The 22,008-nt window shown below is 39.5% G+C and carries 30 protein-coding genes; 25 read left to right on the forward strand and 5 right to left on the reverse strand.

Annotated elements, in window-relative coordinates:
- Positions 1–11: 11 nt before the first annotated feature.
- From kdpA to DXN04_RS19170, 4 genes are all read right to left on the reverse strand, one after another.
- Positions 12–1,691 (reverse strand): potassium-transporting ATPase subunit KdpA, encoded by a 1,680-nt coding sequence (gene kdpA / locus DXN04_RS19155; protein WP_116855005.1) that lies wholly within the window; start codon positions 1,689–1,691, stop codon positions 12–14.
- 11 nt (positions 1,692–1,702) lie between these two features.
- Positions 1,703–1,783 (reverse strand): K(+)-transporting ATPase subunit F, encoded by an 81-nt coding sequence (kdpF, locus tag DXN04_RS35825; protein WP_044219073.1) that lies wholly within the window; start codon positions 1,781–1,783, stop codon positions 1,703–1,705.
- Positions 1,784–1,874: 91 nt separating this feature from the next.
- Positions 1,875–2,225 carry a DUF7674 family protein gene (locus DXN04_RS19165; protein ID WP_116855006.1) on the reverse strand — a complete coding sequence of 117 codons (351 nt, stop codon included), beginning with the start codon at positions 2,223–2,225 and terminating at the stop codon, positions 1,875–1,877.
- 147 nt (positions 2,226–2,372) lie between these two features.
- Positions 2,373–3,710 carry a sigma-54-dependent transcriptional regulator gene (locus DXN04_RS19170; RefSeq protein WP_116855007.1) on the reverse strand — a complete coding sequence of 446 codons (1,338 nt, stop codon included), beginning with the start codon at positions 3,708–3,710 and terminating at the stop codon, positions 2,373–2,375.
- A gap of 211 nt (positions 3,711–3,921) precedes the next feature.
- Between DXN04_RS19170 and DXN04_RS19175 the strand changes: the two genes are divergently transcribed.
- Positions 3,922–4,461, forward strand: a complete 540-nt coding sequence (locus DXN04_RS19175; RefSeq protein WP_116855008.1) for a hypothetical protein — start codon at positions 3,922–3,924, stop codon at positions 4,459–4,461.
- Positions 4,462–4,560: 99 nt separating this feature from the next.
- Here DXN04_RS19175 and DXN04_RS34590 read toward each other — a convergent pair whose 3' ends face one another.
- A complete protein-coding gene (locus DXN04_RS34590) occupies positions 4,561–4,932 on the reverse strand; it encodes a hypothetical protein (RefSeq protein WP_147319991.1) in 372 nt (123 codons plus the stop codon).
- 295 nt (positions 4,933–5,227) lie between these two features.
- Here DXN04_RS34590 and DXN04_RS19185 point away from each other — a divergent pair, with 295 nt between their 5' ends.
- From DXN04_RS19185 to DXN04_RS19305, 24 genes are all read left to right on the forward strand, one after another.
- Positions 5,228–5,506 (forward strand): hypothetical protein, encoded by a 279-nt coding sequence (locus DXN04_RS19185; RefSeq protein ID WP_116855010.1) that lies wholly within the window; start codon positions 5,228–5,230, stop codon positions 5,504–5,506.
- 343 nt (positions 5,507–5,849) lie between these two features.
- Positions 5,850–6,170 (forward strand): LytR/AlgR family response regulator transcription factor, encoded by a 321-nt coding sequence (locus DXN04_RS19195; RefSeq protein ID WP_116855012.1) that lies wholly within the window; start codon positions 5,850–5,852, stop codon positions 6,168–6,170.
- Between the two features lie 158 nt (positions 6,171–6,328).
- On the forward strand, positions 6,329–6,709 hold the full coding sequence (locus DXN04_RS19200; protein ID WP_116855013.1) for a hypothetical protein: 381 nt from the start codon (positions 6,329–6,331) through the stop codon (positions 6,707–6,709).
- Between the two features lie 14 nt (positions 6,710–6,723).
- Positions 6,724–8,448, forward strand: a complete 1,725-nt coding sequence (locus DXN04_RS19205; RefSeq protein ID WP_116855014.1) for an RHS repeat-associated core domain-containing protein — start codon at positions 6,724–6,726, stop codon at positions 8,446–8,448.
- Between the two features lie 140 nt (positions 8,449–8,588).
- Positions 8,589–9,206, forward strand: a complete 618-nt coding sequence (locus tag DXN04_RS19210) for a DUF416 family protein (protein ID WP_116855015.1) — start codon at positions 8,589–8,591, stop codon at positions 9,204–9,206.
- A gap of 65 nt (positions 9,207–9,271) precedes the next feature.
- Entirely contained in the window at positions 9,272–9,889 is a 618-nt protein-coding gene (locus tag DXN04_RS19215; protein ID WP_116855016.1) for a DUF416 family protein, read from the forward strand.
- Between the two features lie 210 nt (positions 9,890–10,099).
- A complete protein-coding gene (locus DXN04_RS19220) occupies positions 10,100–10,525 on the forward strand; it encodes a hypothetical protein (RefSeq protein WP_116855017.1) in 426 nt (141 codons plus the stop codon).
- A 25-nt stretch (positions 10,526–10,550) separates the two neighbouring features.
- Entirely contained in the window at positions 10,551–10,697 is a 147-nt protein-coding gene (locus tag DXN04_RS34840; protein WP_158569076.1) for a hypothetical protein, read from the forward strand.
- 231 nt (positions 10,698–10,928) lie between these two features.
- Positions 10,929–11,156 (forward strand): hypothetical protein, encoded by a 228-nt coding sequence (locus DXN04_RS34595; protein ID WP_147319992.1) that lies wholly within the window; start codon positions 10,929–10,931, stop codon positions 11,154–11,156.
- A 595-nt stretch (positions 11,157–11,751) separates the two neighbouring features.
- On the forward strand, positions 11,752–12,324 hold the full coding sequence (locus tag DXN04_RS19235) for a hypothetical protein (protein WP_147319993.1): 573 nt from the start codon (positions 11,752–11,754) through the stop codon (positions 12,322–12,324).
- Positions 12,325–12,538: 214 nt separating this feature from the next.
- Positions 12,539–12,787: a hypothetical protein gene (locus tag DXN04_RS19240; RefSeq protein ID WP_116855021.1), complete on the forward strand. Its 249-nt coding sequence runs from the start codon at positions 12,539–12,541 to the stop codon at positions 12,785–12,787.
- On the forward strand, positions 12,784–13,854 hold the full coding sequence (locus tag DXN04_RS19245) for a hypothetical protein (RefSeq protein WP_116855022.1): 1,071 nt from the start codon (positions 12,784–12,786) through the stop codon (positions 13,852–13,854). Before DXN04_RS19240 ends, DXN04_RS19245 begins: the two co-directional genes overlap by 4 nt.
- The gene (locus DXN04_RS19250; RefSeq protein WP_147319994.1) at positions 13,823–14,455 is read left to right on the forward strand and encodes a P-loop NTPase family protein; all 633 of its coding nucleotides are present in this window, start codon (positions 13,823–13,825) and stop codon (positions 14,453–14,455) included. The genes DXN04_RS19245 and DXN04_RS19250 overlap by 32 nt, the downstream gene beginning before the upstream one ends.
- Before the next feature lie 705 nt (positions 14,456–15,160).
- Positions 15,161–15,505: a hypothetical protein gene (locus DXN04_RS19260; RefSeq protein ID WP_116855025.1), complete on the forward strand. Its 345-nt coding sequence runs from the start codon at positions 15,161–15,163 to the stop codon at positions 15,503–15,505.
- Between the two features lie 515 nt (positions 15,506–16,020).
- The gene (locus DXN04_RS19265; protein ID WP_116855026.1) at positions 16,021–16,356 is read left to right on the forward strand and encodes a hypothetical protein; all 336 of its coding nucleotides are present in this window, start codon (positions 16,021–16,023) and stop codon (positions 16,354–16,356) included.
- Positions 16,340–16,657, forward strand: a complete 318-nt coding sequence (locus DXN04_RS19270) for a hypothetical protein (RefSeq protein WP_147319996.1) — start codon at positions 16,340–16,342, stop codon at positions 16,655–16,657. The genes DXN04_RS19265 and DXN04_RS19270 overlap by 17 nt, the downstream gene beginning before the upstream one ends.
- Positions 16,658–16,660: 3 nt before the next feature.
- Positions 16,661–16,996, forward strand: coding sequence for a hypothetical protein (locus tag DXN04_RS19275; protein WP_116855028.1), 336 nt, complete (start codon positions 16,661–16,663; stop codon positions 16,994–16,996).
- Between the two features lie 525 nt (positions 16,997–17,521).
- A complete protein-coding gene (locus tag DXN04_RS19280) occupies positions 17,522–18,004 on the forward strand; it encodes a hypothetical protein (RefSeq protein WP_116855029.1) in 483 nt (160 codons plus the stop codon).
- A complete protein-coding gene (locus DXN04_RS19285) occupies positions 17,989–18,600 on the forward strand; it encodes a hypothetical protein (protein WP_116855030.1) in 612 nt (203 codons plus the stop codon). Before DXN04_RS19280 ends, DXN04_RS19285 begins: the two co-directional genes overlap by 16 nt.
- Before the next feature lie 296 nt (positions 18,601–18,896).
- Entirely contained in the window at positions 18,897–19,706 is an 810-nt protein-coding gene (locus DXN04_RS19290; RefSeq protein ID WP_147319997.1) for a hypothetical protein, read from the forward strand.
- Complete coding sequence (locus DXN04_RS19295; RefSeq protein WP_147319998.1) at positions 19,707–20,132, forward strand: hypothetical protein; 426 nt, start codon at positions 19,707–19,709, stop codon at positions 20,130–20,132.
- Positions 20,133–20,758: 626 nt separating this feature from the next.
- Positions 20,759–20,920, forward strand: a complete 162-nt coding sequence (locus DXN04_RS34845) for a hypothetical protein (protein WP_158569077.1) — start codon at positions 20,759–20,761, stop codon at positions 20,918–20,920.
- A 382-nt stretch (positions 20,921–21,302) separates the two neighbouring features.
- On the forward strand, positions 21,303–21,626 hold the full coding sequence (locus tag DXN04_RS19300) for a hypothetical protein (RefSeq protein ID WP_116855033.1): 324 nt from the start codon (positions 21,303–21,305) through the stop codon (positions 21,624–21,626).
- Positions 21,627–21,628: 2 nt separating this feature from the next.
- The gene (locus tag DXN04_RS19305) at positions 21,629–21,961 is read left to right on the forward strand and encodes a hypothetical protein (RefSeq protein ID WP_116855034.1); all 333 of its coding nucleotides are present in this window, start codon (positions 21,629–21,631) and stop codon (positions 21,959–21,961) included.
- Positions 21,962–22,008 lie beyond the last annotated feature (47 nt).

A 22,008-nucleotide genomic window follows, 5' to 3' on the forward strand; every position in this document is an offset into this window, starting at 1 on the left:
ACAGGAAACGATTAATATAATTGAAAGAATTCGGCCACAGGTCCCAGTGTCAAAGCGGGGAAGAAGGCCAGTGCAGCTACGATCATAATGACAGCATAGGTCATGATACCAAAGGTAGCGGTGTCTGTCTGCAGCGTACCGGCAGATTCCGGCGTATATTTTTTATTCGCCAGGATTCCTGCGATGGCTACGGGGCCGATGATGGGCAGGAACCTGCCTAACAACATCACAATACCTGTGCTGATATTCCAGAAGATATTGTTATCCCCGAGTCCTTCGAAACCGGAGCCGTTGTTGGCAGAGGACGAAGTATATTCATACAGCATCTCCGAGAATCCGTGGTGACCTGGATTATTTAACCAGGCTGCCTGGGGATAGTACGCTGCGATGGCGGTACCAACCAGGATTAAGAAGGGGTGGAAGAGCGCGATAATGGCAGCGATCTTCATTTCCTTTGCTTCCACTTTGCGACCCATGAATTCGGGGGTACGGCCTACCATAAGTCCGGAGATAAACACGGCAATGATGAGGAAGATAAAGTAGTTCAGCAGTCCCACACCTTTACCACCATAGAAGCAGTTGATCATCATACCCAGCAATTGCATGGCACCGGAGAGTGGCATGGAACTATCGTGCATGGAGTTCACCGAGCCGGTAGAAATGATCGTGGTCATCACCTGCCAGTAGGCAGAGGCAGCTACGCCTATACGTACTTCCTTACCTTCCATGGCCGTGTGATCATGCAGACCTATTTTGGCAAGGGCGGGGTTGCCACCCAGTTCGGAGAGCATGTTAGGGATCATCAACGTGAGCATACCGATGGTCATGACACCGAAGACGGCATAGCCCAGTTTCTTCCTGTTGATGAAAAACCCGAAAGCAAAAACAAGGGCCATTGGCAGGATACATTGGGCGATGGCTTCGACCATGTTGGTAAAGTAACCTGGATTTTCCAGGGGATGGGCGGAGTTAGCGCCGAACCAGCCACCGCCGTTGGTACCCAGGTGTTTGATGGCGATCATGCCGGCAGCCGGACCGCGGGATACCTGTACGGTATCGCCCTGGAGGGTGGTAATGGTGTCTTTGCCGTCGAAAGAGGCAGGGGTGCCACTAAATGCCAGGATGATGGCCATAATCACCGCCAGGGGCAATAAGAGGCGCGTAATCGTCTTAATAAAGAAAACGAAGAAGTTACCCAGCTTCCCGGTCGTTTTGCCTGCAAACGCCTTAAAAAGCACCGCTACAGCTGCCATACCGCTTGCTGCAGATACAAATTGCAGGAAGGTGATGACGATGAGTTGTGAGAGGTAGGTAAGTCCGGATTCGCCGGAATAGTGTTGCAGGTTACAGTTGACGAGGAAACTGATACTTGTATTGAAGGCCAGGTCGGGAGTCATGTTCCCGTTACCATCCGGGTTGAGGGGAAGGTGTGCCTGGAACAGGAGAATGAAGAATGCGTAGATGAGCCAGACCAGGTTGATGGTTAATAAAGCCACCATGTGCTGTTTCCAGTTCATTTCCTTATTTGGATCGATGCCGCAGGTGCGGTAGAGGAATCGTTCAAAAGGAGATAGGAAGTCGGTAAAGGTAGGTGCCCCGCTGAATACTTTGGCGATGTACTTTCCGAGGGGGAAAGCAATCAGTAAGGTAATGAAGAAGGTGACTAAGACACCTGTGATTTCGCTGTTCATAATTTAAGAGATCAGAATTTTTCAGGTTTTAAGAGCACATACACCAGGTAGATGAATACGAGGATGGATATGATCAGGAGTAATGTCATCATGGCTTAGATGTTTTCGAAGAAGTCAATAGATTTATAAAAGATGTAAAAACAGGCTGCTATGATGAGCAGGTAGATGAATGTGAGCATATGTTTAAGCGTGTAATTGTTGGATGTATACAGAGAAGATGTTCACTGGCATTTTGCTTTGGATTTCCTGCCATTCCTGGCGGGAGCAAAGCATTTTCATGGCGCTGAAACTGTAGATGAATACGTTTTCGATGGCTGTTTTTACCAGCTGGTTGCCTTTGTTGTAGATCTTTTCGGCCAGGATCATGCTGTGTTGCACTTCTCTTATTTCATGGTCCTGGATCATTTTCAGGGTATAATTAGCCAATACTTTGATACAGAGATAGGCAGAGCCGAATACGGGGGCTTTGACTATTTCTTTCTGAATGGAGGGTATTTCATCTGCTATTTCTGCAGCGGCTTCATATTGGTTCATAAAAAATGATTTTTATATGGGGGATGAAGCCAATTGACGTGCCGGGAGATTAAAATAGGGTTAAATGATTGGTTTTCAATGGTGACCTGGCCGACTGTAAAAATAAAACCCTCTCATTTTGAGAGGGTTTTATCAATTTGAAACAAGCTAGATTTTATATTCCTCTATTTTTCGATAGAGGGTAGCCAGTCCTATATTTAATAATTTCGCTGCTTCTGTTTTATTGTTTTTGGTGTGGTGAAGCACCTTTATAATATGAAGTTTTTCTACGCTGGCAAGGTCAAAAGCGGAGAGGATGCCGGAAGATTTATCAGCAATCTGCAGGTCAAAGGGTAAATGATCAACCGTCAGTTCATCATTGTCAGCGAGGATCACTGCCCGTTCTAATACGTTTTTTAGTTCACGGATATTCCCTTTCCATTCATGCAGCTGCAGCTTTTCAATAAATTCCTGTGTCATCTTCAGTGGCTTCCTGTTGTTGCGGTTGGCAGCGAGGGCGATGAAGTATTCTGCAAGTACAGGAATATCTTTTTTCCTTTCTCTTAATGGAGGAAGGGTGATGGCAAATACGTTCAGGCGGTAATACAGGTCTTCCCGGAAGAGTCCTTTTTCTGCTTCAGCTTTCAGGTCGCGGTTCGTGGCGGCGATGATGCGAACATTTACTTTGGTAGGTTTGGTATCGCCTACTTTAATAAACTCACCGGTCTCCAATACACGGAGCAGTTTGGCCTGGAGGTCCAGTGGCATTTCGCCCAGTTCGTCGAGGAAGATGGTGCCGTTATTGGCTTCTTCGATGAGGCCTTTTTTATCCCGGGTGGCGTTGGTAAAGGCACCGGCTTTATAACCGAATAGTTCACTTTCGAGCAGTTCCCTGCTGAAGGCGCTACAGTTGAGTGCCACGAAAGGTTTGCCTGCACGTTTGCTGTTGTTATGGATAGCCTGGGCGAAGACTTCCTTACCGGTTCCGGTTTCACCTAATAATAATACGGTGGTATCGGCGGGGGCTACCTTGCTGGCTTGTGCAATGGCATCGGTGATGGCCCTGGAATTGCCCAGGATGCTGTCGAAGCTGTATTTCTGTCCTACCTGTTTTTCGAGTTTTTCGATTCGTTTTTGCAGGAGGACTTTTTCATGTGCACGGTTCAGGAGGGGGATGATGCGGTTATTGTCGTCGCCTTTGGTGAGGTAGTCGAAAGCCCCGTTTTTGATGGCCTGCACGCCGTCGGGGATGTTGCCGTAGGCGGTGAGGAGGATGACTTCGAGGGAGGGGAATTTTTCTTTGATGGTTTTGGAATAGTCTACGCCGCTGCCGTCGGGGAGTTTTACGTCACAGAGGACGACGTCTATATCTTCTTTATCGAGAATTTTTTGGGCGGATTTGATATTACCGGCTTCGAGGACGTTGTACCCTTCCAGGGTGATGATGCGTTTCATCAGGCTGCGTAATTTTTCTTCGTCGTCGATAATGAGCACAGTTCCTGTCATATTATTTATTTGAAAAGCAAAATTAAGGTTATTTCTTATTGGAAGAGGGGCTTTGTTTAAGTCGTATAGGTAACTATAAGGACATTTTAAGGGTACTACTATATCGATTGGATATTGAGGTAAGCATTAAGTGACGTATTGGTGTTTATTTAATGTCGTATTCCGGACGAAAATCTTTACATTGCATATATAACCCCAAAAATTGTTTGTTATGGCCCTTGTAAAGGATAACATTTTGCTGCAACTCGTCCGGGGAAGTCTCGGCGGTCAACTCACGATTTACGAAAGGAACGGGCAGATCATCATGGCAAAGAAGCGTGGCCCGTCAAATAAGAAACCGACAAAAAAACAGCTGGAGGCCAGGTATAAGTTACGTGTAGCGGCGGCTTATGCAAAGGTGATTTTGCAGGATCCGGAGCTGAAGGATTATTATAAGTCCAAGGCAGGGCCGGGGCAGAATGCCTATAATATGGCGGTGAAGGATGCTTACAGGTCGCCTGAAGTGCAGAACATCGTGTTTGAAGAAACGACAGTGGTAGTAAGGGCGAAGGATGAATTCAGGGTGGCTGAAGTGCAGGTAAAGGTATTTGATGCGGCAGGTGTGTTGCAGGAAAGGGGGATGGCGGTGTTAGGTCGTAATGGCGTGGATTGGTATTATAAGGCTGTTGTGTTACCGGCTGGTGGAAAGGTGATTGTGGTGGTGGTGGATTTGCCAGGGAATGAAACAGTGAGGGAAGTTCGCCTGGAATGATTAATAAAGCGTCTGTGATAGCGCGCTGGTGGGAAGGTGATCGTTGTAGCGGTTGGTTTGCCACACAATGAAACTGTGAGAGAAGTTCGCCTGGAATGATCAAAGATTGACATCGATGATTTTTACTGCCTGACAGTTGACCGGCATATGATTATTGTTTGTAAATGCAATCCCTATCGCGGTAAGGTGGGCATGCGTGTTTGCTATTTCCAGGCTAATGGGATCATGATCCTGTGTGAGCCATTCAGTGCTTTGTGTCAGGCTGTTTGTCGTGAATGCCTGGAAGTCTATGCTGACACCTATCAGGAACATTTTAAAGTACGAGGTATTTGCCGGCCAGATGATCTTCGGCTGTGGAATGGAGATGCTGTTTTTATGCAGGATGATTTCTCCGGGCATGTATTTTTCGAATGGATGGTCCGGATCGAATTCATAATTTTTAAATACCTGTAGGTTTTCTGTCAGCAACATTCTTTCACCAATTTTGTGATGTATGTCCGCATGAATTACATGGTGCAAAATAAACTTTGATAAACGATAAAACCGCTTTCGGTCAGGTGGCATGAATGCCGCGCAAACCTTGATTAGTTTTGCAGCGCGAATGGCTGTGGTGAATTCCGGGTTCATGATCCGCTTGTTTTTTTTGCAGGGGGTATTTTTGCGTTGCAATAAGAATAATTTACCGTTTGTCGTCATGATAAAAGCAATTGAAATGTTAATTTTGCAAGATCCTACGAACAATGATAAATAATTAAATTGTAGGGCATTGAATAATGAGAAATTTGGAGAAACTGGCAATTTTGAAAATTTTACACCTGGTGGCCGGTATGCATATTTATTCCATGAAATACTAAAAGCAAAAGCGTTGATGGTAATGATAGATGATTCTTCATCTACAGCTTACCGATTGCTAAAAAAGGCGAGGCAGGCGCTGGATAAACCGCCTACTTATAAATTGACCCTGGCAGAGTTTTGTACTTATTACAGGGATCAGCGACCGGAATGGTTAGCATATCGTTTCTGGAAATACCGGGGTGGATCCTGAATAGATTTTTCCTATGCATGAAGCTATTTTTATTCGTACAAGCAATGGGGTATTCACGAAGGTGGATAGCGCTGAGATTGTATTACTGGAAATACCGGAGTGGATCCTGAATAGATTTTTCCTATGCATGAAGCTATTTTTATTCGTACAAGCAATGGGGTATTCACGAAGGTGGATAGCGCTGAGATTGTATTACTGGAAATACCGGAGTGGATCCTGAATAGATTTTTCCTATGCATGAAGCTATTTTTATTCGTACAAGCAATGGGGTATTCACGAAGGTGGATAGCGCTGAGATTGTATTACTGGAAATACCGGAGTGGATCCTGAATAGATTTTTCCTATGCATGAAGCTATTTTTATTCGTACAAGCAATGGGGTATTCACGAAGGTGGATAGCGCTGAGATTGTATTACTGGAGGCCAGCACCGGCTGTGTAAAGATCCTGACCACAAAGGCACATTACCTGGTGAATAGCACCCTTCAGCAACTGGAAGAAATGTTACCAAAGGCACATTTTTGCCGGGTGAACAGGTCCTGTATTGTATGTATGGACCATGTAAGCGGATTTACCATGGAGACGGTTTTTATATCGGATAAAGAACTGGCCCTGGGAAAAGGCTATGCTGCGCGTTTTTTTGAGCGTGTAAAAGTCGTCCTGTAATTAATTCTACTTTGACAACTTAGGATGAGTCTTTATTAAGGTTCTCTAATCCTCCCTGTTCGTGCCTTTTCCTGATTTGGTCAGCACTTCATCAGAAGAAAACCTTTTCTTAGAATAGACTCTTATTATTATATCTCGTATATCATATGCACTTAATAATGGATATTCATTATGGGCCAAAATTTACAGAGATTGTTGATCCATTTCTAGCTTATGTAGACCCGCTGCCTCGCCCATGGATGTATAATGTGGAGGGAGAAGATAAACAGCGTTTAAAGGATTTGTTGGATAAACATCGCTTTCTTGCTCCTATTTTGAAGAATTTTGTGAGGAATCCTTTTATGACAGAAAGAGATATGCCAAAGTTGCCAATAATCAATAACTTTAAACCAAATATTCCGTTATCACAAATTGAGGCAATTGTGCCGAAAGAGATTCTGAATGCAGAATATTATGATGATTTAATGAACGCAGTTAAAGCATACTGTAATCCCATAGTTGCGGAATTTGATAAGTTAAAGGAAAAATATTGTAAGTAATATATGCAGCAACAATGGAAAGTGCGGCTGCATCCGTAGAAGAAAGTTTATTTAATAATTTAAGTAATACCAGGGCACCGCTACCTAATCCATATCCTACGGATAATACAACCAATCCGAATCAATATTGTGCATTGCTAAATGCCAGTACCAATAAAGTTGGACCCGGATTAACGTTGAGAGTTATGGCCGGTGATACTATATCTATTGCTACTAAAGGGCTTTATAAAAATGCTGGTGCAAATACATCTTCTAGTAACTCCTCTTCAATGTCTGCAGCTATAATTCAGGCATTTTCAGGTTCCGGCATTACAGATGGTGTTCATAGTGGAATCGGTACCGGATCTCCTATATCTTCTTTCACTAGTAGCATATACAGTAACTTAGTAACAAAAGACCCAAACCAAAACCTTTCAGGCAGTCCCAAAGCATATTTAAATTATGCAACTTTTGATGATCAGTTTAATCTTGTAGATGAAAATTCTGGCGTAAAACAACTTCAGGGACCTATTGATTCACTTAATATTCTTTCAGTTGGTAAGTTTAGAGTTAACCGGACAGGATTTATCTATATTTATCTGACAAATGAAAGTGCTCAGAATGTTTATTTTGATAACCTGATTGTTAGTCATATTTCAGGCCCACTATTAGAGGAGACGCACTACTATCCTTTTGGCTTAACCATGGCCGGTATTAGCTCAGGTGCATTAAAGGGCCCGTTGTATCCGGAAAATAAGAAAAAATTCCAGGCTCAGGATTTTGATGACAATTTTGGATTAAACATTTATCAGTTTAAATGGCGGGACCATGATCCTCAAATTGGAAGATTTTGGGAAGTAGATCCCCTTGCTGATAAGTATGTATATAATTCACCCTACGCGTTTTCTGAAAACAAGGTTACTTCAAATACTGAGTTAGAAGGACTGGAAGTGGCTGCGGATATGAGAGTGGAGAGGGATTTGAGGGACGTGTCCTCCGGGAAAATTACGGCTAAAGAATTGAATGCCAGATTTGAGGCACGTGCCATGGGAGACCTGGTAGGAGTAGCTGCTGCCGGAGTAGCTGCATTTTCTCTTCTTCAACCTCAAGCTGCTCAGATATTGTATGCAAGTATGCTATTTGGTGCTCCGTCTCCGGGTAGTCCAACTTCAGTTGCGGCCACGGTAGCTACGGAGTCAGCTGCAGTTGCCAGTGAAGCTACGTCTGCAGCCGCCCCTGAAGCAAGTGCTGTAACAACAACTGCATCCGAAGCTGCAACAGCTACTGAGGCAACTGCATCAGGAGCGTCAGGTACAGCGGCATCTAATGCAGAAAGGATTCAGGCAAGGGTACAGGCATTTAAGGAAGCTATACCAGAGGGCATTCGTCGTGATAAGACTACAACTGCTGTAGCTACAGGAACTGATGCAGCAGGTAATGACGTTACCTTAGTCGGGTCTAGTCGCGGAAAATTAACAAAAGCTCAAATAGGGATCTTGGAGCCTGGAGAAATTCCTGTTAATGGAAGCAGCCAATTACATGCAGAAGTTAACGTATTAAATCAAGCTAAAGCCTCCGGAATAACCCTTCATGAGATTGGTGCCACAAAACCTGTTTGTGCAAATTGTGCCGCTGCAATTGATAATACTGGTGTTAAAATAGTTACTCCCATAAAGCAGTATTCGCCTAAAGCGCTAATAAAAGTAATCGCAAATCCTCCACCTAGTAACAGCTCCGTTCAAGGTAGGTTATTCAACTAGTTTTGTAGATTTACGGGCGGAATTTTTAAAAATAGGTTGCGTAAAATTTCTTTACAGCAACCTATTTTTAGTACAGATATCTGATCATTTTCAGAGAATTATTGTAGCTTGTGTCATAATAATTTATATACTCTTATTATATGCCTAAATATTTGTCTGAAGAAATTATTCTAGAAAAGTTAAAGGATATGTCCTACACTAAACAAATGGTATACGCTTATTTAACTTGTAGACGTTTGTTTATGAACTATGAATATTTTTCGGAAAACTTCCATTTTGGAAATCCTTCTATATTAAATGCAGCTATTGATTATATTGAAGGCGAGTTATTTAGCGGCAAGCATGATAAAAATACAATTGACTATTTTTATAAAGAAGTTGAAGCAAATGTTCCTGAAACAGATGAATTTGATACTCATTTAAGCACTGTTGCAATGCTTTCAGCCGCAGTAATAGGTGATACCTTGAAATTTATGTCAGGAAAAGATTTTAAAGATATGGTAGCATTAGTTCAGGGCGCGGATGAAGTAATTTACTACCATGTGGTAAGTGTTTATGACCTTGATCAAAGTGACAGAAGCCACCTTGAAAAGGTAGCAATGCACCCCTTGTCAATTACTGAAGCAGAAATAAATACTAAGATAGTTGAATTTCTTTCTTCGACAGAGACTGTTGTTGAGTCAGATATTCAAATTCTGAGAGAAATTCAAATGGACGATAAGGGTAGCTTGAATTTGTATGAATCTAAGAGATTGTAAATATTATAGAATTTTTCTGTACAACCAAATCAAGTAATGGCAATCGGGAATTGAAAAGTTAAGATATGTCTAATTATTTGTCTGATAAATTTGTTTTAGAAAAGTTGAAAGATATGTCGCATAGCAAACAATTGGTATATGCCTATTTAGCTTGTCGACGTTTGTTTATGAACTATAAATATTTTTCAGGAAACTTTCACTTTGGAGATCCTGCTATCTTGAATGCGGCTATAGATTATATAGAAAGTGAGTTGTTTAACAACAGCCATGATGAAAATACAATTAAGTATTTTTATAGAGAAGTTGAGGCAAATGCCCCTACACCAGGAGAGTTTGATACATATTTAACTTCAGCGGCATTGTTTTCAGCAGGAGTAATTGGAAACACATTAACATATATGTTAGAAAGGGATTTTAAACAAATTGTAGCATTAGTTCAGTCTTCTGAAAGTGTGGTTTATATGCATGTAGTAGAAATTGAAGACTATGATCAGAATGATAAAAGTCATTTTGAGAAAGTTGCAAAGCATTCCTTGTCAATTACTGAAGCAGAAATAAATAAAAAAATAATTGAATTTCTTTCTTCGACAGAGACTCTTATTGAGTCAGATATTCAAATTCTGAGAGAAATTCAAATGGATCATAAAGGGAGCTTGAATTTGTATGAATCCAAGAGATTATAAATAGCAATCTGGCTGCAAATTTAACCTTGCAGTTATGATTTGTTTCAAAAACTCTTTTCACGAATCAAAATTTCATTCACTATATCGAGTCCCTTTTTAAATACTTATTTTTAGTCTTGTTTTAGACTAGGCATTTCTAATATTGCATATAGTTTGCATGTTTCTCGTATATTAAAAGTATCATTACCAGTTTCAAAAAACGTTCAAAATATGGATAGACTTTCTATAGTTGATTTAGTGGCAATTTTTATTTCAATATTAGCATTAATAACTTCTTATGTGTCGATAAGATTACAAATAAAATCAGTCATATTGACCCATTTATCTGAGAAGGCCAAAGAAAGTAATGACTATTTGAGTGGACTTATTGAGGGAAATGAAATCCAAGCAATTTCTGGTATTTTTACTGCGCTCATTACAGGGAGACAATTACTTGAGTTACAATGTAATAAATACCGTATATCTGATAGGCAAAGTCTAATAAATCAATTTTATTTACAATTGAATACGACTATCAGAATGAATTTATCAAGAGATACCATGTCCATAAAGTATGACACCCTTCATGTTGATATTCAAAAACAGATTATTGATAGTATTGATTTTTTTAGGGCTTCGAAAGAGAAATACTCATAACAATTTTTTAAGAAATGTTCGCTATATGATGTTAGACCACTTTAAGGAGTTTAAAGAAAAGGAATCTGCAGAAAGGGCTGCTAGAGAAGCCAAAGGCACACAGATTGCAGGATGGGTTGCAGCTGTTGCCGCTATCGCGGGATTAATTGTTGCAGTAATTGCTCTATTTTAAAAGGCGTTCAAAATATGGATATTAATAAGGAAATCAAAACGTACAAGATATTTAAAAATACCCGTTAGTGACCTGGAATTTCAGGGCAACAATAGTATTTCTGTCATTTCTAAAGATGAAGTTATAGGAAAAGTCCCTTGTCCCTTTCAATCGGAACGCTATGCCTACAATGAAGCTGAAAATATAGTTAATAAGCCGGAATAGTGGAAGGTTTTTAAAAAAAAAAGGAAAATGAAATATCTTCCTGAAAAGCAGGGTAATCCGGGGCGTAATCCCTGCCGGTACAAAACAGATAGTAAATCCATAGAAGTAAGTGACCTATGCCCAGGTAAATCATCAAAAAAATGGCAGACGATACGACTTCGAAAAACAGGTAAGGGCGATCTTGTATGTAAAGGGTATGTGCAGACAGTTTATACATGGGATGGGGGAGTGAAGATTATAGAGAACATTTATTAATTATAAGAGCGACAAAACCCCTTCAGGAGATATTGAATATAAATATGCCTTTACCAATGCATATGAAAATGAATTTGAACTTGCTGATCTGGTCAGAATGCAATCTCAGCGTTATTTTATTGAGAGATCCTTCCAGGATGCGAAGCAGGAAGCAGGTATATCAGGTTAGAGGATGGAGGGCATGGCATCATCATATGGTATTGGTAATGAAGGCACTACATTTTATATTAAGTGAAAAAATCTTGTATAATGATAAATATCCATTATTAAGTGCATATGATATACGAGATATAATAATAAGAGTCTATTCTAAGAAAATGTTTTCTTCTGATGAAGTGCTTGACCAAATCAGGAAAAGGCACGAACAGAGAGGATTAGAGAACCTTAATAAAGACTCATCCTAAGTTGTCAAAGTAGAATTATTCATTCCTCATTTATCGATTCGTCAAACCTTATTTACCGATTCACCAACAGATATTTTAAAACCAGGTTCGTTCCTTTCCTACTATTGCATCATACAGGCTGTGCCCGGGATAAGAGAGCGGCACCTTTTATCCCACTGTATACATTTTTCACTTCTTTAAAATTCAATACAATGGCAAAGTCAAATGCTATGATCTGGAGGGAAACTTCAGGATCTGTAGGAAAGGAACTGACGATCACAAAGAAAAGATCAGGCAGTATCCAGATAGGAAAACACCGCGGGGCTAACACCGTAGACCCTACGGAGAAGCAACTGGATGTACAGAGTAAATTCAAAATGGGTACGATCTATGCCAAATCGGTAATGGCTGACCCCACACTGTTGCCCTTGTACCAGGAGGCTGCCCGTAAAGCAAACAAGGACCAGTCAGCTTATAACCTGGCATTGCGGGATGTGTTCAAGGCACCTGAGATCAGGAGTATCTCGGCGGCGAAATATACCGGTGCAATCGGTAGTACCATTGCCGTTAGGGCGATTGATGATTTCAAAGTAGCCAGTGTAAACGTAGCGATCACGAATGCTGCGGGTGTGGTGATTGAACAGGGAGATGCCTTATTACAGGCTAACGGTTTAGACTGGTTGTATACCGCAACCGTGTTGAATGATGTCGTGCAGGGCAGTGTGATCAGTGTGAGTGCAAAGGATTTGCCGGCGAATGAGACCGTGGCGGAATTGTTATTGTAGTTCATTGTTTGTTCGTGTATACCCCAACGAAGAACTCCCCCTGAAAGTTGCCTCCGATCCCCGGGGGCAACTTTTTTTTCGACAAAAGGTAGTCCCATAAATGGTACTATCCATGTCTGTATTGAGTTTCAGAGGCGATAGTCCCACTTATGGCACCCCTGTACATTTCAGTGGGATATGAAAACTTTGCAGCTGAACTAAAAACTTAAATGCAATGAAGTATACCACAAGCTTTACGGATAGTGTGTTCTTACCTGTGCTTAATGAATTGGTCAAAAAAAATCCCCGGCTGAAGGAGTTGCTTTATAACGGGTTGCAACTTTCTGTGGCAATTTTTCAGAAGTATATGTATGATGTATCTGTTGTTGCGAAGGATACTGTGGGCCGTTTATTAATTGAACTGATGGATGGGTGTGAGGAAGAGAAAATGAATCTATCACGTATAAAATCAATATTGCCATGAGTGTAGCATTTTCTCCTGATGAATTGCACCAGGTCAAAACAGCTGTATTAGCCGAACAGCTGGAGCATACAAAGCTGGCCACGCATATGCAACCATTAATTTTTAAAGAAGAAAACTCGGTGGCTGCGCGTGGAAACATCAATTATGAAAGTGGAAACATCAATTACATCCAGCACATGAATGCTTTCTGGAAATATGCGGCGAATGATACCCGGCTGAAACCGAATCATATCAGTCTGTACATGGCGCTTTTTATGACCTGGAATAATTATCGTTTCAGGCAGCGCTTTCCAATCAAACGGGAAAAGATCATGCAAACCAGTAAGATTGGGTCTGCTAATACCTATAGCCATTGTTTGAAATGGTTACATAAGTGTGGGTATATTATTTATCGACCTTCCGGTCGTCCTTATATTTTGTGCACCATCAGTATTGTATTGCTGGCGGAGGGGTTTGCGAAGCATGCTGCTTATACACTGGTGATGGAGGAGCGGGAAGGTGATATGGATAGCAGGGCCGAAAGTGATAGGCGTGTAGCTACTGAAAGTGATAGATGTGCGGGTATTGAAAATGATTTTGGTACGAATTGTAAGACTGGTATGTATGCAGGTGTCGAAAGTGATATAGGTATTAATCGCAAAACAGGTACATGTGCAGGTATCGAAAATGATATAGATACTCATCTCAAAACTAATACACATGCAGGTATCGAAAGTGGTACTGCTACAGTCGCAAATTTGCGACACAATTATTTAAACAAAAATATAATTACTAAAACAGAGGGTAAACAGGCACCCGCAGAAAAAAAAGGTTTCATTAAAAATAAAAATGAAAAGCCAACAATAGAGGCTGTCCTGGACTGGTTTGCGCGAAGGGAGGAAACGCCCCAGGAGGCCCGGCGATTTTTTTATCACTACGAGGCAATCAACTGGACGCTCAGCGGGCAGCCGATAATAGATTGGGAGGCCGCGGCGGCGAAATGGGCAGAGAATATTAAACCAGGTAAAAATATCAAATCAGAAAAAACAAATACCCATGTCACAAGATCCTATAGCGACCCCTTATGATTATCATTTCATGCTACAGTATGTGTCGAAAATGGGGAAAGATATGTTTGGGCGTGATTTTGTAATTGAAGATGTGGACAGACCTGTCATTACCAGGCTGCTGGCATACTTCCTGAAAGACAAGGCAGTCGCAGAGTCGGAGGGCCTGGATCTTCAGAAAGGAATTTTGCTGATGGGGCCTACTGGTTGTGGTAAGACAGCGATCATGAAGATCATGCGTAATTTTTGTACAGCGAGGGATCGACCGGATTTTCGTTCAAGCAATGAAGTGGTGTTGGATTTTGATTTGAGGGGTTATGAGTCGCTCACACAATATACGAAAGGGTCATTTTATTCAAATGGGCAGCCACGTGTGTATGGGTTTGATGATTTGGGTCTGGAGCCGGAGGGGCATTTGTATGGTAAGAGTGTGAATGTGATGAGAGAGGTGCTGTTGTCCAGGTATAATTATTTTATATCGCGGCGGATGATGACGCATGTGACGACGAAGCTGTATAGTGAGGAGTTGGGAGAGATATATGGGAAGCATATACGAAGCAGGATGCGGGAAATGTTTAACCAGGTATTATTTGTTGATAGCTCGCCGGATAAGCGGCATTAGGTGTGTGAGGGAAGATCTTGAGGGGAGTTCGCCACAATGTAAGGTGAAAAGGCCTGGTAGTCTTGCCGGGCCTGATTTTGAGAAGCGTATTTGGTTAATAGTTGTTCGTAGGAGAAGGGCTGGGTAGTCTTGCCCGGCCTGTGTTTAAAAATGGGATTGGGGGTAAGGTTATTTTTAACGTGGAATAATGGGAAGGCCCTGGTAGTCTTGCCGGGGCTGAATTTAAAAATATTATAGTGATATGGATTTGAGGTGAAATCGTTCCAAGAACGAATAATGGGAAGGCCCTGGTAGTCCTGCCGGGGCTGAATTAAAAAATATTATAGTGATTTGTATTTGAGGTGAAATCGTTCCAAGAACGAATAAATGGGAAGGCCCTGGTAGTCTTGCCGGGGCTGAATTTCAATAACTTATTAGGGTTAACAGGGAAATATGAAAAAGAGCCTGGTATTCCTGCCGGGCTCAATTTCAATAATACCCTTACGCATATATATAAGGCACCTTCCCTGTACTTCCCATCGCAGTAAAATATTGTTACTTCACTTATTCCTCACTATTAAATTTGCTATGATGAATCCTGTACTCATTCCACACTTGGTGACGACCGATTGCATATGCATCCGCGGCAGGGTGTATCGATGATTCGATCAGATGCAATGGTCGTCTTGTTAGTAATCCAATTATTAACGACCATACCGCATCTTAATGAACAATCACTTTAATTTAGAAATACAACTCTCTGCTTTCTGGGAAATCAGGATGGCAGATAAAAACATAAAATCTCATCATGCTATGCTATATATCAACCTATTGTTGAAATGGCGAAAGCAAAAGGATAACCCGGTACTCCACATTACGTCTACTGAGATGTGTTATGAGTCTAATCTTGGCAATAGGAGTAATTATTTCCGTTACATGAGGGAACTATTAGAATGGGGCTACCTCAGAAGTTACCGCAAAGGAACAAACGGAGCTACTGTAGAGATGAAGTTTTTGTATGATCCTGTTGGCTTGCATATTGTATCCCTACCCCGTACAAAGAGCAGTTAGCAGGAAATGAGAATGTTTTTTTTGATGTATTGAAAATGTAGAAGTATAAGGTTGCTCCCCGGTTGGTATCGGGGGCAACCTTTTTTGGTTTTTGAAAGGGGAGTGGACACGGTAGTATTTTAAGATCCGAAACGTTATACATTCTATTTATTAATCAATTCAAAAAGAATGTAATTTAACTGCCTGGTAATAAATGAATTATCACATCAATGTGTTATATGCTGAAAAAATTATCTACTCTATATTTACACCGTAACCTTAATTATTCCATGACGTTATATCCCGTTTCCGTGAGCATTAATTCGTGAGCGTCAATCCAGAATGCAAAATTTATTTAATCCCGTAGTAAATATTATCTTTCATCTAGTAGAACATTTACCTATATGTGTGAACTTTCATCCCAACCAAATACTGAATAGCCAATTCTGTATTCATTTTTTTCATTGATGATTTAAGAGGGTATAATTTTCTCCGGCTTAACAGGAGAAGGGGGTTTTATTGTTTAAATAATAAACATGGGACATCAATTACTAATTGCATGCCTGCTTGTGTCCGCACAGCAGGTCATGGCGCAATCTCCTATGCGTGTAACACCAGATTCTATAAAAGTTACAAATGCGGAAATCGTTGTTCGTAATGGTACCAAAGATATTCCCGGATATCTTTATAATAACGGAAACGGAAACACGATATTCAAAATTTCAGGAAGAGCAATTCAGTTTACAGTTGGTAACCCCGGATTCCCATCTGCAGGGGATTCTGTCTACAATAGCACTGAATTCATAAAAAAGAATATCAAGGTATGGCGATATGGTTTGTTGCAGGCCAGCGAGTTTGAAGTTGTTGGCTAATGGCTACAAAGCTAATTGGGCGACTGATGATTTGCAGTCAGCGATTACTAAATTTGTGGGAAAAGATGCAACATTTGAATTAAGTAAGTCCGGTAAAATAATTTGGAAAAGTGAGAGCTCGAGTATAGAAGTTATTCAGGATCCATTGAATAAATACTTCCGAATTCTTGACACTAAGCTTACAGGCAAGAGAAATTATATAGATTTGAATGGAAATGTACCCAATAATAAAGTTGTAAATGGGAAAACAACAGGTAACTCTCAAGCAGAATATAATGAATTAACTCATTATAATTATTAACTCATGCGAATTATTATTGCAACTGATACTAAAGATGATATTAGAAAATATTCAAATAACATAAATCATACGCTGACAGGAAAGCAACTTGATCTCGATGAAGAAAAATTTAAGCATTTCTGGAATTCTGATATAGTAGAAAGATTTTATAAAATAACAGGTAAGCTAATTGATGATTTTGAGACAACAATAATAGATGATGATAATGATATATTCAATCTTCAAAAGGTTATTGAAAAATCCACATTTAGTCTTTTGGGTAGCAATTTAAAAAATGATTTGTTGTTGCTTATTAGTTATGCCCGCGATAGAAAGTCTGGAATTGTTTTCTTTTTTTAGCCACACTTTTCAGGTGCAATGAAAGGTATGTTGTCAAATATAATTGCTGATAAGTATTGTAAGCAAACATTTTTAATGCTACATGCGCAGAAACTGAGGTTGGTGCAACCCTAGCACTATGGTTAAGCCCCCAAAGAAATATAATATATCATTATACTACTAGTGAAAGGCAAGAAGGAGTAATAAACTCTCAGGAAATTCGGCTGTCATAATGGCGGTAAATCCAAAGGATGCCAGATATGATGACGGATAATATTTTAAGGATATTGTTCCCGGCACCAAAAACAAACACAGTTGTCAACAGCTTTTTTGAGAACACCTTGTTACGTTCATGATTCACAAACTATACCACCAACTGGAAATTTAACTAAATTCCTTGAGTCTGCCCTTACAGTTGGAACTGAAATGGGGGCAGAAGTCGCCAATAATTTTGGTGCAGCCCTAGGAATAAGTTCACTAATAACTCAGGTGGGTAGTTTGTGATATAGAGCTTTGGCTTTGTATGCAGAAACTAAAACTGCTTAAATGGCCTTCGCAACAAAAAGTATTTTTGATGATGCTGTAGATGGTTTCGGTAATATAATCGCGACGGCAGCAGAGTGGGCCGTAACAGATCGATTTGAGGGGAAAATTGTGAGGAAATTATTGGAGAGAGATGGGTATTCAATACCAGCAAGTCTTTATAATGCTATATTAGGCAAAGGATTTCAAATACGTAAACATAATCGTGATGTCATAGTTCAAACCGATGAAGGTGTCATAAAGGATTTATTTGGTGTCGCACTTGGAGCATTAAATGTTGTTGCAGTTGTATCACCTGGTAAAGGCGCTGGAGCATATCTATTCGCAAAAGCATTTCCCGCTGCGAATACAATAACTGGAATGTTAAGAACTTTGAAAATTTTAAAAAGGACAGAAGAGTTTAAGCAGGAAATTGATGTGGCAATTGGTACTGTTACAAGGCAAATGGAAACGCACTTAGTAATTTTAAAATGTCAAGTTTTTTAAAATCAGTTACAGCTCATTTTAGAAAGACAGTTGATCTTGTAGCCGTGGATCTAAGGAATTTGAACAAGGACCAGGTTAATGAAGTTATGAACTATATTAAGAAGAATCACGCTAAAGATATGAGTAGATTAATAACAATAGGAGGTAATAAATATATGGCAACTAGTTTTATCGATTTTAATGGTAAAGGGTTTTGGATAAGGGATAATATCTTAACCCTGACGCTTTGTTTTTTGCATACAAAAATGTCAGAGCGTGACTTGCCTTTGTGGGCGGTTGAATTTAGAAGTTTAATTAAAGAAAATGCAATTGGTAATTTTTATGGTTTTGTAGATTTAGAGTTGAACAAATGTTTAATTAATGTTGAACAAAGAAATTGGTTTATGGAAGTTTTAGATGAAACAAAAGTTACCTTACAAAAAAGTACTGGTGATCCAGATTTCATTAAGTTTTACAATGGAACTATCAAATCTTTTGAAATTGCTGATGTTAATCTTGATATTAGCAGAATTATAAAGGTTCTTGAGTACTTGAAAAAACTTGTCAATAATGAACTAACAACGATCGAATCAGACCCAATTGATTATTCCTTTTAAAATAACAATAATAATAGATTTCGTTTTAAATATACCTTGATTTGATCAGATTTAAATAGATCATAATTTTGTTGTTCTGCACTGGAAACGAATAACGTCTTCGTTCCCATTTATAGAATTTTGCATGGTTAATTCAAAAGCAACAATATTATTAGAATACAATGAAGTCAATTCTCGAAAATTTCAGAGCAACAGGCACGTGGGAATGATGCCGCAAGTGGTAGGTATAGTTATACAAAATATGATGCACAGGACAGGGTGATCCCTTAACCTAGTCAACCCTCACTGGAGCTATCATGGGTCGCAACCTGTACAATGCCAATATTAGTCGCACCACTTTAGCCCTCTCAAAAATTAACTCAGACAACCCGGTAGGGTATTCTTATCGCTACGATCAGCTCAACCGGTTAACTGCGATGCGGCAGCATGGTCTTTCCAATATGTATCAAGGCCCTCCTACTGATATCTATGATAATACAGTAACCTCTAACACGGAATTCTATCCAAGAGGAGATGGCCCAAATGGTCAAGGTGGGTTTCTTAGAGGTACAGGTGTAACAAAGTCTCAAGGGGTATTACCTTTTATGGAGCGAAATGATGAGGATTTTACTTCTTTGGCTAAATTAACGACCCCATTATTAACAGATTATTTGGAGGCGAAAGATCCTAAAGCATATGGAGGGCTTAGGCTTCATTCCGTAGGACTTAAAGTTGCTGATAATATCCAGACGGCTGCGGGTCTCTTATTGTTAATGGAAGGAGCTTCATATGGGAAGGGTGGAACTGTTGATTCGAAAGCAGCAGGAAGGTTATCTCATTATGCGGGTAAAGGAGATGATTATATGATGGATTGCTCAGACCTTGCAAGTGATATTTTTCGAAATACTTCTGGCGGAAATATACTAGAAATTACCCCGAAATCAGGAAAGTGGATGAATGGTATTGAGTATGGAGAACGCGTTGAAGTGCAATATTATCAAGTGTTTGAAAACCGGGGTTGCATTTATGATCCTATGTATGGAGATAAACCAATTAAGACCGCTGATTATTTAGGCGAGTATTATAAACTGAATCCAGGAGGACTGGATGTTAAAATCATACGTTAAATGAACGAAATAAGAAATAACAGAATAATTTTTGAAACATTGTCCCAAATAAGGCCAATTGAAACAGCTTTAGTGAGTATGTGGCCATTGGATAATAAATATGCGAGAATCCCTTTTTTAAGATTTAGATTTAAAGATATTAAAAAGGGGGATCAGCTTTATCTCAAGTTGGAGGAGGTTATTAGTAATTATCAAGGGAAAATAAGATGGAAATTGGTAGTTGTATCAAATGAAGATGTGTTTAATTATATCTTATTGCCTGAAATATTTGCTTCCTTTTTTTTGGAGAAGAGGTTAACTAAGAAAGGGGACTACTTAACAATTTGGACTGAGATGGAGTATAATGATATAATAGACAGTGTCATAAGCGATGTTCAAGACTTGGCAAACTATATGAAACAATTTTTTAAAGTTTACTTCTCATAAATAATAAATCCCTGATCAATCAGATCAGGGATTTATTATTTATGAGAAATGTTATCCAGTAACAACTTGATTTAACCAAGTTGTTTATTTTATTGGATCCATTCTACTTCTGCTCCACCAAGTAGTACCGACGCTCCTGGGCACAACAAGCTGTCCTATTTGTAATCTTGAAATAGAAAGCGAAAATGAGACCTATTCATTTTCAGCCTTTGTAATTAATGTAAATGACCCACTTTATTATTTTAGTGATGCGAGTTTTCAGCGACGATGTTTGGAGAATACTAAGGGGAGAGAGTGTTGTAAAATATGCAAATTTGTTTATCTTTTGCTGAATTGGAAGTTCCAATGAGGCTAAAGGATGTAAAAGCTTATTTGGATTGGTATTTAAGTGAATTTACGGACCCAGAAATTCCCACTCAGGAAGAGTGATGAGTAAAGTCAATTTATGAGGATTTAGTTATATGGTTTTTAATATTGCCTATGTTAATATAAAGTGGAAATTACTAGATTAAAAAGTCGATTAGGTTTGGGTAACGGCCCCCCCAAACCTAATCGGCTTTTTGAATTTAAACCCATTTAAGCATAATATCAAGAAGACATTTATCCAAATGATGCAGATGTAAAGGATGGAAACTATTCCGGAGGTGTTGAGTGCGGGGGATTATTATCCTTTGGGGATGGGGATGGTGGATAGGAGGTATGCGTTGAGTGGGGATCGGTATGGGTTTAATGGGAAGGAGAATGATAATGAGGTGAAGGGGGAAGGGATGAGCAGGATTATGGGATGAGGGTGTATGATGGGAGAGTGGGGAGGTTTTTGAGTGTGGATCATTTGACGAAATCCAACCCAAATTTAAAAGTGGGAATTTAATTAATTCAAATACCAAAGGACATGTTAAGCCGGAGTCGTACAATTTTAAAACCCTCCAGGCTACTGAAGTTAAAAACTTTACATTCAAAGTAACGGGAGCAAGTAGGTCTTCTATAAATGGATTGGTTAAACAAATTAGGCAACGTCAAACCCACCTACCTGCAGGGAGTACACAACATATTATAGTGGATGTACGTGGGCAATTTGTAAAAAAAATACAACAGATGTATTTTAGAAGCCAGGTTTTGACTCAAACCAGGACTCCTGGTGTGACAATTGAATTTAAAACTAATTAAAATATGAAATTAGAATTCTCAAACGTTTATTCATTAAACTGGGGTCCTCCTTATTTAGATCATTATAGTAATATTACCCGGAATGCAACAATAATTTTAAATGTTTCATTTCAACAAAATGATTTGGATGATATCTTTCGGTATGCTCTTAGTCAGGTTTTATGGGCATTTCAAGAGGTTCCTAAAGGAACACTAATTACTGTACTATTTGATATTAGAGGTCAATTGGTTAGTAAAGTTGATTTTAGAGCATTTGAAAAGAAAATGAAAGAGTCATTAAGGAGTCTATTAGGGAAACAGCGATTTTTTATTGTATTTAAATCTTAAATATGGCAATGTTTAACATTATTGCAGATCTTGATGATACAACAGATATTAATGAAGTTTTGGTTTCATTAAGTGAATTTCCAAGAAAGGTTATTAGTATTTTTCCAGTGATTTCAACAGGTTTGCAAACATTTGATGGTGTTGGAATAACTGTTAGTGGTCAAGATATAAATAAGTTGTTTCAGATTAAAGAAGAGTTAGTTATGGTACTAGATTTTCTTTGGCAAAAGAATTTTACTATTCGGGAGTTATATAATGGAAGCATACTCACCAGGAATACTTACAAAGAGGATTTGGATTATTTCTGGAATTTACCTCATGAAATTAATATTTAGTCTTGTGTGGTTCGTTAATGCTTTATATTAAGTTATGGTGTAGTCGT

Source organism: Chitinophaga silvisoli, from assembly GCF_003412465.1.
GTDB classification, from domain to species: Bacteria; Bacteroidota; Bacteroidia; order Chitinophagales; family Chitinophagaceae; genus Chitinophaga; species Chitinophaga silvisoli.